General features: G+C 35.8%; 14 protein-coding genes and 1 pseudogene. 7 read left to right on the top strand and 8 right to left on the bottom strand.

What is annotated here, in order from left to right:
* Positions 1–3: 3 nt before the first annotated feature.
* Positions 4–108 (top strand): annotated as a pseudogene (locus NG809_RS09830) (Txe/YoeB family addiction module toxin); the annotation flags it as partial.
* Between the two features lie 33 nt (positions 109–141).
* Here NG809_RS09830 and NG809_RS09825 read toward each other — a convergent pair.
* The gene (locus NG809_RS09825; protein WP_262150199.1) at positions 142–2,271 is read right to left on the bottom strand and encodes a carboxy terminal-processing peptidase; all 2,130 of its coding nucleotides are present in this window, start codon (positions 2,269–2,271) and stop codon (positions 142–144) included.
* Between the two features lie 214 nt (positions 2,272–2,485).
* Here NG809_RS09825 and NG809_RS09820 point away from each other — a divergent pair, with 214 nt between their 5' ends.
* From NG809_RS09820 to surE, 5 genes are all read left to right on the top strand, one after another.
* On the top strand, positions 2,486–3,475 hold the full coding sequence (locus tag NG809_RS09820; RefSeq protein WP_262150196.1) for a hypothetical protein: 990 nt from the start codon (positions 2,486–2,488) through the stop codon (positions 3,473–3,475).
* A 101-nt stretch (positions 3,476–3,576) separates the two neighbouring features.
* On the top strand, positions 3,577–4,026 hold the full coding sequence (locus tag NG809_RS09815; protein ID WP_262150194.1) for a DUF4280 domain-containing protein: 450 nt from the start codon (positions 3,577–3,579) through the stop codon (positions 4,024–4,026).
* Positions 4,026–6,860 carry a hypothetical protein gene (locus NG809_RS09810; protein ID WP_262150192.1) on the top strand — a complete coding sequence of 945 codons (2,835 nt, stop codon included), beginning with the start codon at positions 4,026–4,028 and terminating at the stop codon, positions 6,858–6,860. The genes NG809_RS09815 and NG809_RS09810 overlap by 1 nt, the downstream gene beginning before the upstream one ends.
* Positions 6,857–7,813 carry a hypothetical protein gene (locus tag NG809_RS09805; RefSeq protein ID WP_262150190.1) on the top strand — a complete coding sequence of 319 codons (957 nt, stop codon included), beginning with the start codon at positions 6,857–6,859 and terminating at the stop codon, positions 7,811–7,813. The genes NG809_RS09810 and NG809_RS09805 overlap by 4 nt, the downstream gene beginning before the upstream one ends.
* Positions 7,814–8,048: 235 nt before the next feature.
* Positions 8,049–8,819, top strand: a complete 771-nt coding sequence (surE, locus tag NG809_RS09800; RefSeq protein WP_262150189.1) for a 5'/3'-nucleotidase SurE — start codon at positions 8,049–8,051, stop codon at positions 8,817–8,819.
* Between the two features lie 282 nt (positions 8,820–9,101).
* Here the strand turns inward: surE and NG809_RS09795 are convergent, their stop codons facing one another.
* Genes NG809_RS09795 through NG809_RS09780 form a run of 4 tightly spaced genes read right to left on the bottom strand, consistent with a single transcriptional unit; the run spans position 9,102 to position 11,726 of the window.
* Positions 9,102–10,505, bottom strand: a complete 1,404-nt coding sequence (locus tag NG809_RS09795) for a radical SAM protein (protein WP_262150186.1) — start codon at positions 10,503–10,505, stop codon at positions 9,102–9,104.
* A 10-nt stretch (positions 10,506–10,515) separates the two neighbouring features.
* Positions 10,516–10,722, bottom strand: a complete 207-nt coding sequence (locus NG809_RS09790) for a hypothetical protein (RefSeq protein WP_262150183.1) — start codon at positions 10,720–10,722, stop codon at positions 10,516–10,518.
* Between the two features lie 9 nt (positions 10,723–10,731).
* Positions 10,732–10,965 carry a hypothetical protein gene (locus NG809_RS09785; protein WP_262150181.1) on the bottom strand — a complete coding sequence of 78 codons (234 nt, stop codon included), beginning with the start codon at positions 10,963–10,965 and terminating at the stop codon, positions 10,732–10,734.
* Positions 10,962–11,726 (bottom strand): prolipoprotein diacylglyceryl transferase, encoded by a 765-nt coding sequence (locus NG809_RS09780; RefSeq protein ID WP_262150179.1) that lies wholly within the window; start codon positions 11,724–11,726, stop codon positions 10,962–10,964. The genes NG809_RS09785 and NG809_RS09780 overlap by 4 nt, the downstream gene beginning before the upstream one ends.
* 69 nt (positions 11,727–11,795) lie before the next feature.
* Here NG809_RS09780 and NG809_RS09775 point away from each other — a divergent pair, with 69 nt between their 5' ends.
* Complete coding sequence (locus tag NG809_RS09775) at positions 11,796–12,836, top strand: GMP reductase (RefSeq protein WP_262150177.1); 1,041 nt, start codon at positions 11,796–11,798, stop codon at positions 12,834–12,836.
* A gap of 72 nt (positions 12,837–12,908) precedes the next feature.
* Here NG809_RS09775 and NG809_RS09770 read toward each other — a convergent pair whose 3' ends face one another.
* The 3 genes from NG809_RS09770 to rsmI form a co-directional block, all read right to left on the bottom strand.
* Entirely contained in the window at positions 12,909–13,082 is a 174-nt protein-coding gene (locus NG809_RS09770; protein WP_262150175.1) for a hypothetical protein, read from the bottom strand.
* 21 nt (positions 13,083–13,103) lie between these two features.
* Positions 13,104–13,847, bottom strand: coding sequence for a 3-oxoacyl-[acyl-carrier-protein] reductase (gene fabG / locus NG809_RS09765; RefSeq protein WP_262150173.1), 744 nt, complete (start codon positions 13,845–13,847; stop codon positions 13,104–13,106).
* A gap of 108 nt (positions 13,848–13,955) precedes the next feature.
* Positions 13,956–14,633 carry a 16S rRNA (cytidine(1402)-2'-O)-methyltransferase gene (gene rsmI, locus NG809_RS09760; RefSeq protein ID WP_262150171.1) on the bottom strand — a complete coding sequence of 226 codons (678 nt, stop codon included), beginning with the start codon at positions 14,631–14,633 and terminating at the stop codon, positions 13,956–13,958.
* Between the last annotated feature and the right edge of the window lie 2 nt (positions 14,634–14,635).

The following is a 14,635-nucleotide window of genomic DNA, read 5'->3' as shown; positions in this document are numbered from 1 at the left end:
GTTTGGAGTCGGATTATCAATAAAAGAGACAGGCTTGTATACGAAATATTCGAAAGCGAAATTTCCATCACTGTTATTCAATCTTTAGGTCACTATAATGACAAATAAAAAAAGCCAGCTAATCAGCTGGCTTTCTATATTTTATACTTTCTTACTCATATCTGCAATGATGTTCATTGCTTCCTGAAGGTAAGTGTCTTTTCGGAGGTTTTTAACCCAGATTTCAGACTTCTTTTTGAAGGCTTCATCCTTTTTCTCTCTTTCGATTTCGGCTGGATACATAGTGAACTTCAATCCGTTATCAAATTTAGTAAGAACCTTGAATTTTTCGATTTGAGCTTTTCTCTGTTTCATCAAATCGTTGAATTTATTCATATTCAAAGTAATGGTTTTCTCTTTATCCAACTGCTCTCTCCATTGTGCAGACTCCAACAGAAGCTGATAATTTGTATTTTTTGCCATTCTTGCATTGCTGGCAGCTTCAAGAGCTTTTACATCAAAATAGTTCAGCTTATCGTATTTTGTAGCAGGTATTTTATCCCAGGCCAAAGCGAAATCATCGTATCTCTCTCCTATCTCTGCATAAGTGAAGAAATCTTTCATCTGTAGATCAGAGACAATACCTTTTCTCTGGTTAGACTCTCCCGTAATTCTGTAAAACTTCTGAATTGTCAGTTTTAAAGAACCAAAATCATCTTCAGTATTTAAAAATCTGTTCAAATCTACAAAAGTCTGTACAGTTCCTTTTCCAAAAGATTGTGGGGAACCAACGACAACGGCTCTTCCGTAATCCTGCATTGCACCTGCCAGAATCTCTGATGCTGACGCCGAAAGTTCATTCTGCATAATAACTACCGGACCAGTCCAGATTGGTGTTTCCTGCTTGTTTTTAAGCGTCTGAATTTTTCCGTTTCCGTCTTTTACCTGAACGTAAGGACCCGCATTCATAAAAAGTCCCATAATGTCACCCACTTCCGTCAATGAGCCACCGCCGTTATTTCTAAGATCCAATACAATTCCTTCGATATTTTGGGCTTTTAACTTGATGATTTCATTTTTGATGTCGTCAGAAGCATTTCTTCCTTTGGCATCTTCAAAATCAGCATTAAAGCTTGGCAAATTAATGAAACCGTATTTTTTTCCGTTTGGAGAATTGACGATAATGCTTTTTGCAAAAGTATCTTCAATAGCCACTTCTTCACGAATCATGGTCACTTCTCTTACTGTACCGTCCTTTTTCTGAACCGTTAAAGTCACAGGCGTACCTTTTTCACCTCTGATCAATCTTACAGCTTCATCAGACAGCATTCCCACAACGTTGACGTGATCTTCTTTTGGCTTGGATTTTACTTTTAAAATTTTATCTCCTTCGGAAAGCTGTTTAGACTTCCACGCAGGTGCCCCAATCGTCAATGCTCCCAAATAAAGATTGCCTTTTTTCTCCTGAATAATAGCTCCGATACCGATTACTTTTCCGGTAAACTGAGTATCAAAATCTTCTTTATCTTTTGGCGAATAGTAGTTTGTATGCGGATCAAAAACTTCTGTGTAAGAATTCATGTACACAGAAAACCAATCCATTTTCTTTCTCTTTTTGAATCTTGTAAAGGTTTCTTTTACCAAATCTTTCACCTCATCAGTTGCTTTCTGGATTTTCTGCTGTGGCGTAAGAACCTCAAGTTTGATGGTATCTTTCAGATTGTATTTCTGTACAGAATCTTTCTTTTCTTTTTGTGCATCATACTTGCTGTTCATAGATTCTACCTCCTGAAGAATGTTGTACTTGATGTACTTTCTCCATTCGTTGTACTGCTCGGTTTTGTTGGCAGGAACCACCTTATCTTTAGATTCCAGAATCAAAACTTCATCTTCTTCAAGATTAATGGGTTTGCTGAAAATATCCTGAGTGATTTTATCGATTTCGTCTACCCTCTGGTACAATCTGTCGATTGTAAGTTTATAAAACTGCAAATCTCCCTGATTGAGATAGTCGTCAAGTTTGGTTTCGTGCTTTGCAAATTCTGTCATATCAGACTGCAGGAAATATCTTTTTCCGGGATCTACCATTTCAAAATAATGTTTGTACACATCTTTTGAATAGGCATCGTTGATGGGTTTCGGGCTGTAATGAAGATAAGAAAGTGTGTTTTTTACACTCACCATTATCGTCTGCATCTTTTCGTCATCATTTTTCGGTGAATTGAAACAAAACATCAAGCTTGTTAATGGAATGAGGAGTAAAAATTTATTCAGTTTAAAATTTTTCCACATAAATCTTTAAGGTATAATATTATTTTTTAAAAATTGTTTGCCAATAAGTCTGTAAAACCGCTAAGCTGTTACAAACTATCAAAAGTAATACCTTATTTAGAAATATCAAGCAGTTTTAAGTATTTTTTAATAGCAAATCTCATTAAATTTTACTGTTAAAATATTTCAGTTTACCGGGATAATTTCTATTTTTGTGTAAACACAAATGAAAGAAATGAAAGAAATTACTCTGTCTAAAAAAGAGTTGCAGCGCCGTCTCAACAGCATAAAGATCAATTCTGAAGGTCTGAAGCCACGAAAGTACGGCGTTTCTGTAAAATATTTTTCCGGAACCGAAGACAAACCTTTAAAACGTATTGATTACGAAGTAACCGCTGATTTACAGGCCATTAATCACATCGGAACAATTATTTTAGATAAAAAGAATATTTTCTACAACCAGCACAGCCCCGATCTCATTAACGAAATTATTTCCGACAGCATTACAAAATCAGTCTATCCAGTTGAAACCACGATTAACGAAAGAGGAAATTCTACCCATGAAATTTTAAATCATGATAAAATAATTAATCGCTGGAAGCAGAATAAAGACTTGTTATCTGAAAAATATCAAAGCAAAGCACTCGATGAATTTTTTGCTGTAGCCGACCTGAAAATCAATTCAAAATCGATGATTGAAAGAAGTTTGCAATACGATTGGTTCTGGAATTTATTTTTCCATCCGAGACTGATCAATTATGGTGATTACAGACAGATTGAAACAGAATTACTCTTATCTGTCATTCCATATCAGGCTCCTGTAAGATTTCATGGAGTTCAGACGATTGAAAAGATTCCGACGGATTATCATTCTTTTGTGATCCGGTTTGAAAGTAATGAAATAAAAGCTCCTAAGTATTTCTATCCCAAAAACATTGCAGATGATTTTATACTTTATATATCTCTGCGGGTAGAGTTTGATTCAGATCTTTACCATCATTTTCCGATGCATACCCGTGCTACAATCCATACCTATTCTAAAAATCCGGATGACTCGAAATTGATTTCCAAAAAAATTATATTTACGATGTATCAGATTGATTCTGATGGGTATCAAAACAAAACATTAAGTGCGGAGAGTCCTTTTATTACCGGCGGTTTGGTGAAACTTCCTCCGAACAAATGGGGTTTTGATAACTTTGAAAACCTGGAAAATAATTGGTAATTGTCATTTTGTATTGAAATAATTATTATATTTATATACCACAATTACAAAATAATAAACACAATGTCACTGAAAGAAAAAGTAGTACAGGGGCGATCTGTATGTGCAACTTCGGCACAAGTCCCGACACACTAAAAGTTCTTACGCAGAGCAAATACTACCTCAACGATTACGAAGGAAAACAAAAACTGGCAGCAACGCATAAAGATATTGGATCAACTTTCGAGAAAAATACTTTCGGGCCCTGCAAAATGCAGCCCATCCCTGGAGGCTACAAACCCTGCCAGGCCATTGTCACAGAATGGAGCGGCTATTATGAAAAAGAAAAATACTCCCCTCCCGATGGCTACATACTATTGGAAGATAGCAAGGCAACCTGCCCCATTGGCGGTAAAGACTGCATAAAAATCATTAAAACAGGACAGATTGGAGAGCCTACCAAAAGGAATTTTGAGAATGCTGACAGTGAGTTGCAGTCGCATGTAAATCCGTTGGTGGATGTGAAGAATTATGAGAGCAAAGATCCTTATGAATTTTTAAATGCAGAATAATGATGTCGGATAATATTGAAAATACCGTTGGATTGCAACATTGCTATTGGCGCACGAACGGAAAACTTGCAGCCGTTACCAACGGCGGTACTTATTATTTGTATACAAGAGATAAAAACGAATTTATCGTTGATGAAAGTTGTGTTGGTGGAAAAACGGCCAACCCTAAATATACAGCAGATAATGCCAGATGGGCTTTTATTTATGACCTCTTTTTTCAAAGCTTGGAGAAAGCAAAACCTGAGGATATTACAGAAAATCTCTGGGGACCTCTAAGCGGCGGAACTATTCCTGTTAGTAAATATGGATTAGAGAAAAAATATAAAGTTGGGCGTTATTTAAAATTTAATCCATCTGAAGACTCATATTATTTTGGACATAAACAAAGGGTTGAACTTTTCAGTGAGAATCCCGGTACAGGATTTTATTTTTATATTATACCCATTACTTCATCAAAAATCGATTATGCCTACTTTCATAAAAGTGAAGATATAAAACGCTATGGAGAGATTGCAAATCTTACCATTATGTTTCACGGATATAATCTGGAAAAGAAAAATAAGTACAAAGCAAAAGTTTACTTACTTGAAGAAACAGAAGCAAAAGGATTAACTGAAACAGAAGACTTCGAAGACAAAAATCTTTGGGACAAAGTAATTGTTGATACCTTAACATCAAAAGGGGAAAAAGGTGATTACAATCATTATTTAAGACATAATTTTAATATAAATATAGATTGGAAAAAAGGAGAAAACAGAAAGAAAAACTTCACGGTAGCAGTTGAAGTTTATAGGGTTTGGCAAGAGCCAGGACTGATATACGGTACCAATGCGAAAGAAGAAAGAGTGGCTTTTAAAAACTATGCAGATACTCCTACAAAAGATCTTATAAATTATAATGCTGAATTATTACAAACTCAGGATGTAGATAAAAAAGATTCTATCTCCAGCCGTTTTATGGTTTCAGAAGAATTGATGGATCATTATCTTACCCGTATAGAACAAGACAAAAAAAATATGATTCAGTATATCGGTGATATTGACTATACGAAACGAGAATTTGATCCTTGTGGATATTCAAAAATTACGATTCAGGAAAAAGAAGACACAAATCGTTCTCTGGTTATCTTTGACGAGACAAAACCAGCTAATGAAATAGATAAAACTGAACAAATATTTGCCATTATCGCAGGTGATGAACGAAAAGAAATTACCATTACTCTTGATGGCTTACAGACCAAAAACCAATTTTGCCAGGGATTGCTGTTGGATGAGGGACAAAAACATACACAAGATAAAAATGTTTTTCAGGTAGATAAAGTGTATTCTGCATTTTTCAGAGGTGAAATCACAACACCAGACTCTACACATCAACAACAGCAGAAAGACGCCGGTCTTCCAACTACAGTGGAAAACAGCAAAGATACCGATGTAATTATAACCGATAATGTATTTAATCCATCTGAGGCACAACAGTGGCAGGACGGAATTGATTACAAAATAGAAAGTGCTAAAGAAATTACTTTGAAGCTGAGGTATTTGTATAATAAAACATATGAGAATACTTTTGCAAAATTATTAGGGTATACTATTGATACTGTTTATTCAACATCCCAAATTGAAATACAATCAATGGCATGGCTTGCCAGATATATCTTTATGCAGGAGGGATATAAGCAAATATTCTTTCTTCCAATATCAACTTGCCGCTATCCTAACCAAATTGCAAAAATTGAAGTCTATCCTGATTTTGAGTGGTGGATTAATTTTAAATATAAAACGGAAACCCCTGTATCTGTAAAACAAAATCCAAATTACAAATATCGAGTTTTTACAAGTGTAGATAATCAGAACCAAAAACTTGCAGGTGAAAGAAGATCAGAGCAAAGTAAGAATTGGAAATTTAAAGAGAAAAAATATGAGTTAGAATTTGAAGCTCTGTACAAAATTAATAATGAAGAACGTGAATTAATACCAGGCGATGGTTTTCCCGTTCTCAACGCTATTAAGTTTTTACTAAAGACATACGAAATTGTAAAAGCAATAACTTTTGCTGACGAAACTGCTGAGTCTGAAAGCAGCATTGCGAATGGTACAGCTAATACTTCTGAGGGTAGAGCTCCTGAACGCAAAATGTCTCAAAGATGGCAACAAAGGAAAGCAAAAGGGTTTCCCTTTAGAATTGAACTTGGCATGCCCACTTTTAGTGGCGGTATAAATGGAAAATTTTCGCAAAGTAAAAAACAAATTGGAAGTATTGGTTCGTTTTATTATTTAGAAATTGCCGCAAAACCACTTTTCACTTTTAAAGGAGAAGTTGACTTATTGTTCTATGCGCAGTTTATCGGTCCAATTGGTCAAGCTATGTATCGCATTTCACAGATTGTAAAAAAAGTAAATTATCTCACTTTGGGAGCTGTTCATATTGACTATTATATATATGTTGGATTTAAAGCTGAATTAAATATTGAACTCAAAGCTGTCGAATTTCATAGTGTAGACGGCTGGAATGGAGGTGAAATTCAAATCTATATTCCAGCAAGTTTATATGTACGTGCTGGTGTAGACCTTAATGTTAGCATTATAGGAATTGGTAGTGCATCTGCGGAAGCAAAAATCAAAGGAGAAGCAAAGTTTGAATCAAGGATTACTTATGATAAAAGAGCAAATAAAGCTCCTGCCCTTATTAAATTTGATGGTTTAGATGCTGAAATAATCATTAATTTAGAAGCAAAATCTGATAATTCAGAAGATTCACAATCTAATGATACAGAACCAGATTACATAACGAACTTATTAGAGCCAAAAAAGCCATGGGAAATAGAAATATTATGAAAAACTATTTAGTTTACTTAGCATTCTTAAGTTTTATATTAACTAACTGTCAAAAAAAAGAAATTAAAACAGCTGATAATAAAATGATTAATCAAAATAAAACCCAAATTGAAAAAAATAAACAGATAACATATGCAATTCACATCAATTCACTAACACCGTATGAACTTTATTTGGATGACATTTTAGTCGATTATTTTTATGGAGACAACAAAAGCAAAACAGTTGAGCTGAATCAATATCTGTTACATAATGGATTGCATAAATTAAAAATCAAATTTCTTCCTGCAAAAAATAATATTTTTTCTAAAAATGGTCTTTTAAGTCCAAAGGATATCAATTTAAATAATGATACCCGTTGGCGCATTTATTTTATTAAACTTAATAAAGATCAGGAAAAGCCATTGGGATATTCAAACGAAATAGATTACAAAAATAATGAGTTGAAAATAAATCCCCCTACCGAAGAACTTCCTTATTGGGAACAATCATGGGATTTGGATATTAAAGAACTTCCCTACAATTTAAAAGGATGGAGTGACAGTGAAGATCTTTCAAAAATGGATAGAGAAGAGTTAAAAAAAGAAGTTGTAGATTTTTTTGAGAAACAAAGAACTTTATTAAATGAAGGTAAAATCGATGAATATCTTGCATTAGGAAAGGAAAAAGACAAAGAAATCATAATGGCTACTTATGACAGCAATATAAGTTGGTATAATTCTCAGGAACGGAAAGATAATATTTTGAGAGCTGAGGGGCACATGTTGCCTTTAGAAAATTATGAACTTGTTTTGTACGGTAATGGCAGATTGGCAACTTTAAAAATTGCCACAGGACAATATAAAAATTGGTCGGCATTAATGAGTAAAGAAGAAAAAGGAAGAGTAAGTGGATGGGGAATTTTGCTTCATAAACCTAAAAATGTATCCCGTTTAGAAATTATCAGAAAATAAAAATTTTTGTTGGTATTGATAATTTTTCTAATTTTTACAGAAGTTGTAATTCGTTTATTTGCAGTAAAAAAAGATAATCAAATTATTAGATTAAAATTTTTTTTAATGTTTAACAGCTAACAATTATATCCTCAATCAATAAAAAGTATCTCAATAACTTTAACAAAACCTTCACCCCACCCTTTCAAAAATCAATTTCCATTTTAGTAAATTTGTTCAAATTAAAAAATAAAATATGGAAAAACCACTTATTCTGGTAACCAATGATGATGGAATTACGGCTCCCGGTATCAGAAATCTTGTAGAATTTATGAACGAAATCGGAGAAGTAATCGTGGTAGCTCCCAATTCTCCCCAAAGCGGAAAAGGTCATGCGATTACCATCAACTCTACTTTGAGCTTTGAAGAAGTACAGCTTGAAGGCCCTCAAAAAGATTATTCATGCAGCGGAACCCCCGTTGACTGTGTGAAAATGGCTTTGGATAAAATTCTTCCGAGAAGACCGGATATTGTGGTTTCGGGAATTAATCACGGAGCCAATTCTTCAATCAATGTAATTTATTCCGGCACAATGTCTGCAGCTGTGGAAGGTGGTGTGGAAGGGCTTCCATCGATTGGATTCTCACTTTTGGATTTCAGTTGGGAAGCAGATTTTACGCAGGCTAAAGAATACATTCAGAATATTGTCAGAAAAACTTTGGAAAACCCTATGCCTAAAGGTGTTGTGTTGAATGTGAACATCCCAAAACTTTCGAAAGAAGAAATTAAAGGCGTGAAAATCTGCAAACAGGCCAACGCAAAATGGGAAGAAAGTTTTGACGAAAGAATCAATCCGCACGGTAAAAAATATTACTGGTTAACAGGATATTTCAACAATATGGATGAGTCTGAAGATGCTGACGAAACTGCCCTGGCAAACGGATTTATTTCAATTGTCCCTGTGAAATTTGATATGACGGCGTATGAGTATATGAATACGCTGAACGAGGTGATGAAGTTTGATTAATCAAGTTCTTTTGTCTTGAAACAAAAGAACCAAAAATTCAAGACTTGGAATCTGAAGGCTAAAAATTTAAATTTAATCCTAAAATTCCCAAACTTGCGCGATCGAATATTGTTTCTTCGATTCAAAATTTCTGCCGCGCTTCGAACAGTGGGAATTTTTTAACGGATTAAATTTAAATTTTCTTAACGCTTCAGCTTCCTATGTCATTACTTGAATTATCCAAATTACAGACTATTTTTTCAGGCATCTGTGCAAATCTGTGAAATCTGTGGGACACCATTTTTAAAACAAAACCCTATCCTCCTTTCTCAATTCCTCCAGATATTTAATTTTATCATCACGATAAAACAAATTCATCGTCTCAAACGGAATCATTTTTAAATCTTTATTCACAATGTGGACACAGGATTTTTTGATGGCACGAACATCAAAATCATGCGCATCCATAAAATTCATAATGATAATTCTGAAGAGATTATCATAATCTAAATTCGGAGCGGAAACTTCCGGGAGACAACACAATAACTGATTTACTTTAGGCTGAACCTGATCTACAGAAATTCCGGTACTGAAAATGTCTAAAAGCTGCATTTTTAAACCTTCATCCTGTTCGTAAACAATCGTATTTTTGGTTTCATTATTCAGCAGATCAGCAGGATTAATGTATCTTGTTAAAGGAATTGTTTCACCTTCAAGTTTTAAAATATACCCCATCGCCAAAGCATCGGGATTACACGGAACAGGAATAATGTCATCTCCATTCAACAGTGGAAATTGATTTAATATTTCCTGACGAACTTCTGTTAACGTAATTTTTTCATGTGCAGAATCTTCACGGTTCCTTCCTGCCACTTCAACAGGCTGAAAGGTAATTCCGCGGACGCATTTCTGTTTTAAAGCAAAATCAATCAGCTTACCGATTTCATCGATATTTTTGTCTTTTTGCAGAACAATTACGAGCGTTGTGGAAAGATTTAACTCATTTAATTTCGCCAAAGCTTTCATGCGGATATCCGTCAGATCTTTTCCTCTATAATCTTCCAGAACTTCCGGTTTAAAAGAATCAAACTGAAGATAAATCTCAAATTCCGGAGCATAGGTTGCCAGTTTCTCAGCAAAACCTGGATCATTCGCAATACGGATTCCGTTGGTATTCAGCATCAAATGTTTGATCGGTTTGGTCTTGGCAATATCCATTATTTTGAAAAATTCCGGATGAATTGTGGGCTCACCTCCACTGATTTGCACCACATCGGGTTCGCCCTCGTTTCTCACAATCGTGTCAAACATAGCTTCGATTTGCTCCAGACTTCTGTGGCTTCCGTAGTGCGGCGAAGACATCGCATAACAGGTCGGACACGTCAGATTACAGCGGTCGGTAACCTCCACAATCGAAAGACAGCTGTGCTGCTCATGATCGACACACAATCCGCAATCGTAAGGGCAGCCATATTCCACATCGGTTCCGAAATGAACGGGCATTTCGGAGGCCTTATTGTAATTTCTGATATTTTTGTAGTACTCAACATCCGAAGCGATCATCGTCTTAAAAAAGCCGTGATCCGGACATCTTTTGGTCATAAAAACCGCTTCATCTTCAATGATGATCTTTGCACCTACCCTTTTCAGACATTCGGGGCAAATGCTTATTGTATAATCGTAATAAGTATAATTTCTAACCGGCATAATTTTTTATTTAAAGTGCTCCACCGCAGACCATCCCGCTTATAATCAGAATAAGAAGGGCTGCTATTGTAATAGTCTGCCAAAACTGCTTTGAAGAAAATTCCTGCTTTCTCCAATGAAAAATACCTTCTGTAATTTTTGCAATGACAAAGGATATGAAAAAGACAATACCTCCCGCAACTAAAAGAAGTATTAAAATTGTTGCTATAATTTCCATTTCAATTTTTTACATTCCTCCGCAGACAACTCCGCTTATCAGTCCACAAATCAACATTGAAATAAGAACGGTTGTCCAAAATTTACTTTTAGAAAATTTTCGTCCGTCTTTACTTTCGTAAATAAGTTTTGCGAAAACGGCCACAACCAATGATACAACGAAGGCCACCACAAGAATTATCAGAATGATCATTGCGACCAAACCTTCTAAACCTCCAACTTCCAAAAGTGTCAGCATTTTCATAATCTAATTGTGTTTTTAGGTTTTATTAAATTTCTCTCCGTCTTTAATACATAAATATAATAAATAATCATCGAAAGACAGACCAGTTGAATTGTTCCCAGATTTCCGATCATATCAATTTTAGGTTTAATAAAATCTAAAAGGAATCTGAATGAAAAGTAACTCAACATAAAAAGTTTAAACAGAAATCCCGAAACATATTTGTTTTTCCTCTGAATCATTTTTAATTCGAACCACATGAAGAGTAAAAAAGCAATTTCATACAACGCAACGGGATGCCTCCGATATTCATCACCGAGATGCATTCCGAAGATTGATGTTGTGGGTAAGCCATACGTTTCTTCATGAACACCCGTTAGAAAACAGCCGATTCTGCCAATGATCATCGCTAAAATTAAAGGATAAACTATCAAATCTCCTGTACTTTCTTTGTGTCTGACCATCTTTTTTGCAAGTTCAACTCCAATCAGTCCAAAAGCTAAACCACCGACAATGGTGTTATTGGTCCAGAATCTTTTAAAGTTAAAATCATTAAAGAAAACAGCTGGATTTTCAAGATTTCCGATGAGTTTTGAACCAATTAAAGCACCTGCCGTTGCACCAATCAGAACCGCAGCTGATGTATTGAAAGACAGTTTTTCGGGAGATTTTCTTTTAAGATAAAAATAAAAACGCATTCCAAGGAAAATTCCCAGCGTTTCAAACACGGGATGTGCAAGAATCGTTTTGCCAAAAATCTGAAAAGTAACAGGAAAATCCATGATTTCAAAAGTAGTATATTTAAGGTAAATTATTAATTTTAATATTTAAATAAAATAAATTTCACCAAAATGCGAATAGAAAACGATATAAAACTGGGGTTTAAGGACGTTATGTTCAGACCAAAACGTTCAACCTTAAAATCCCGATCAGAAGTTGACCTCGAAAGAGAATTCACCTTCCTCCACACCCAAAAAAAATGGAAAGGAACGCCGATCATCGCTGCCAACATGGATACCGTGGGAACTTTTGAAATGGCTGCGGAACTGGCAAAAGATAAAATTATCACTGCTGTACACAAACATTACACCGTCGAAGAGTGGTCAGAATTCCTTGAAAATCAAGATACAAGCATTCATCAATACATTGCCCTAAGTACCGGAACGGGAAAAGCGGATGAGGAAAAAATCAAACTTATTCTTGATAAGCATCCTCAAATCGAATTTCTGTGTATTGATGTGGCGAACGGTTATTCAGAACACTTTGTGCAGTTTGTCAAAAAGGCGAGAGAGGATTTCCCTGATAAAATCATCATTGCAGGAAACGTCGTAACCGGCGAAATGGTTGAAGAACTGCTTTTGGTAGGTGCAGACATCATCAAAGTAGGAATCGGTCCTGGCTCGGTGTGTACGACGAGAGTGAAAACGGGTGTCGGCTATCCCCAACTTTCAGCAATTATTGAATGTTCTGACGCGGCGCACGGTTTAAAAGGTCATATCATCGCAGACGGCGGCTGCAAAGTTCCGGGTGATGTTGCCAAAGCTTTCGGCGGCGGAGCGGATTTTGTAATGCTCGGAGGAATGTTTGCCGGACACGACGAAAGTGGCGGCGAAATGGTTGAAGAAAACGGAAAAAAATATAAACTTTTCTACGGTATGAGTTCTAAAACCGCAATGGATAAACACGCCGGAGGTGTCGCCGAATACAGAGCTTCTGAAGGTAAAACGGTAAAAGTATCTTATAAAGGTTCAGTCTCTGAAACGGTGAAAGATATTTTGGGCGGTGTGAGGTCAACCTGTACTTATGTGGGTGCTTCGACGTTGAAAGAATTGTCAAAAAGAACTACTTTTATAAGAGTTCAGGAGCAGGAAAATCAGGTTTTTAATGATTGAAAAATGTAAAATCACGAATCAATTTTCACATTTTTAAAAGCAAAAATCCCGAAAAATTTCGGGATTTTATTGTTATTTTTTTTGAGTCTTCGTGTAATTCAGAATTAATAACAGGCTGAAGAATAAGCATCCTAAAATCGCTGCTAAAAAAGTTAAACTCTCCGGCTTTTCCAGATTTCTTACGGCCACAGAGCCACTCCAAATGAGAAAAGCGATGCTGATCAAACCTGCAGTTTTGTTTTTCATGGTATATAGTTTTAGTTTTTTCTATGTCAACATTCCTCCGTCAACGTTCAGAACCTGACCGGAAATATAGGAAGACATTTCGCTACCGAAGAAAACGCACGCATTGGCTACATCTTCCGGCTGTCCGCCTCTTTTCAAAGGAATTCCGTCTCTCCATCCCTGAACTGTTTTGTCGTCAAGAGCTGCCGTCATTTCAGTTTCAATAAATCCTGGTGCGATGGCGTTGCAACGGATATTTCTTGAACCCAGTTCCAAAGCGATAGATTTTGTGAAACCAATTACTCCAGCCTTTGAAGCAGCGTAATTTGCCTGTCCGGCGTTACCTTTTACTCCAACTACAGAAGTCATATTGATGATAGAGCCTGATTTTGCCTTCATCATTGGCTTAATAACCGCTTTCGTAAGGTTGAATACAGAATCTAAATTTACTTTAATGATCGTGTCCCAATCGTCTTTAGACATTCTCATCAAAAGATTATCTTTAGTAATTCCGGCGTTGTTTACTAAAATATCAATTTTACCAAACTCAGCCATTACATCATCTACCAGTTTTTGTGCAGCATCATAATCTGACGCATCAGACTGATAACCTTTAATTTGAGTAACAGAACTTAAAGCAGTTTCCAATTCTTTCGCTTTTTCTACAGAACCTGCATAGGTAAATGCCACTTTCGCTCCCTGCTGAGCAAAAATTTCTGCAATTCCCTTCCCGATTCCTCTTGTAGCTCCGGTGATAAGTGCTACTTTTCCTTCTAATAGTTTCATATATGATTAATTTTTTTTGAACCTTAATAATTCGTTGGGTATAAATTATCCGGTTTGCAAAGATATTATTATTTGTTGGGTGTGTTAAATTGTGGTTTTAAATTTCTTCTATTTCACAGCATTGTTCACAATCAGCACAATCTCTCCTTTTAAAGTTTTGCTGTTAGAGAACTCAATTAATTCGTTGATTGTTCCTCTTTTGGTTTCTTCAAATTTTTTTGAAATCTCTCTGCTCAAACTTGCTCTGGTTTCTTCCCCGAAAAATTCTTTGATCTGCTCTAAAGTCGTATTGATTTTATGCGGACTTTCGTACAGAACAATCGTTTTTTTCTCTTCTGCCAGCTGCTTCAGCTTCGTTTGTCTTCCCTTTTTTTGCGGAAGAAAACCTGCGAAAAGAAACTCATTGTTCGGTAAACCAGAAACCACCAATGCCGGAATTAAAGCCGTGGCACCAGGAAGGCAAATCATTTCAATGTCGTGATCTGATCCCGCTTTTGCCAAAAGATATCCAGGATCCGAAATCCCTGGAGTTCCTGCATCAGTTATGATCGCAATATTCTGACCGTTCTTTAAGTCGGAAATCACTTTTTCAGTAGCCTGATGCTCGTTGTGAAGATGATATGATTTTAAGGGTTTTGAAATTTCGTAATGTTTAAGCAAAATTCCCGACGTTCGGGTGTCTTCACATAAGATATAATCGACTTCTTTCAGCGTATTGATCGCTCTGAAAGTCATGTCTTCAAGATTCCCGACGGGTGTGGGAACAAAATACAGTATTCCGCTCAAAA

It is taken from the genome of Chryseobacterium foetidum (assembly GCF_025457425.1).
Taxonomy (GTDB): domain Bacteria; phylum Bacteroidota; class Bacteroidia; order Flavobacteriales; family Weeksellaceae; genus Chryseobacterium; species Chryseobacterium foetidum.
Note: the sequence above shows the minus strand (reverse complement) of the source record. Positions and strands in the feature narration are given on the sequence as shown.

Excerpts from the sequence above, each read along its gene's own strand:
- NG809_RS09790 (WP_262150183.1), bottom strand. The coding sequence starts at position 10,722 with ATGGAAATTATAGCAACAATTTTAATACTTCTTTTAGTTGCGGGAGGT.
- NG809_RS09805 (WP_262150190.1), top strand. The coding sequence starts at position 6,857 with ATGAAAAACTATTTAGTTTACTTAGCATTCTTAAGTTTTATATTAACT.
- fabG (WP_262150173.1), bottom strand. The coding sequence starts at position 13,847 with ATGAAACTATTAGAAGGAAAAGTAGCACTTATCACCGGAGCTACAAGA.
- NG809_RS09815 (WP_262150194.1), top strand. The coding sequence starts at position 3,577 with ATGTGCAACTTCGGCACAAGTCCCGACACACTAAAAGTTCTTACGCAG.
- NG809_RS09820 (WP_262150196.1), top strand. The coding sequence starts at position 2,486 with ATGAAAGAAATTACTCTGTCTAAAAAAGAGTTGCAGCGCCGTCTCAAC.
- NG809_RS09780 (WP_262150179.1), bottom strand. The coding sequence starts at position 11,726 with ATGGATTTTCCTGTTACTTTTCAGATTTTTGGCAAAACGATTCTTGCA.
- NG809_RS09775 (WP_262150177.1), top strand. The coding sequence starts at position 11,796 with ATGCGAATAGAAAACGATATAAAACTGGGGTTTAAGGACGTTATGTTC.
- NG809_RS09770 (WP_262150175.1), bottom strand. The coding sequence starts at position 13,082 with ATGAAAAACAAAACTGCAGGTTTGATCAGCATCGCTTTTCTCATTTGG.
- surE (WP_262150189.1), top strand. The coding sequence starts at position 8,049 with ATGGAAAAACCACTTATTCTGGTAACCAATGATGATGGAATTACGGCT.
- NG809_RS09825 (WP_262150199.1), bottom strand. The coding sequence starts at position 2,271 with ATGTGGAAAAATTTTAAACTGAATAAATTTTTACTCCTCATTCCATTA.
- NG809_RS09795 (WP_262150186.1), bottom strand. The coding sequence starts at position 10,505 with ATGCCGGTTAGAAATTATACTTATTACGATTATACAATAAGCATTTGC.
- NG809_RS09785 (WP_262150181.1), bottom strand. The coding sequence starts at position 10,965 with ATGAAAATGCTGACACTTTTGGAAGTTGGAGGTTTAGAAGGTTTGGTC.
- NG809_RS09810 (WP_262150192.1), top strand. The coding sequence starts at position 4,026 with ATGATGTCGGATAATATTGAAAATACCGTTGGATTGCAACATTGCTAT.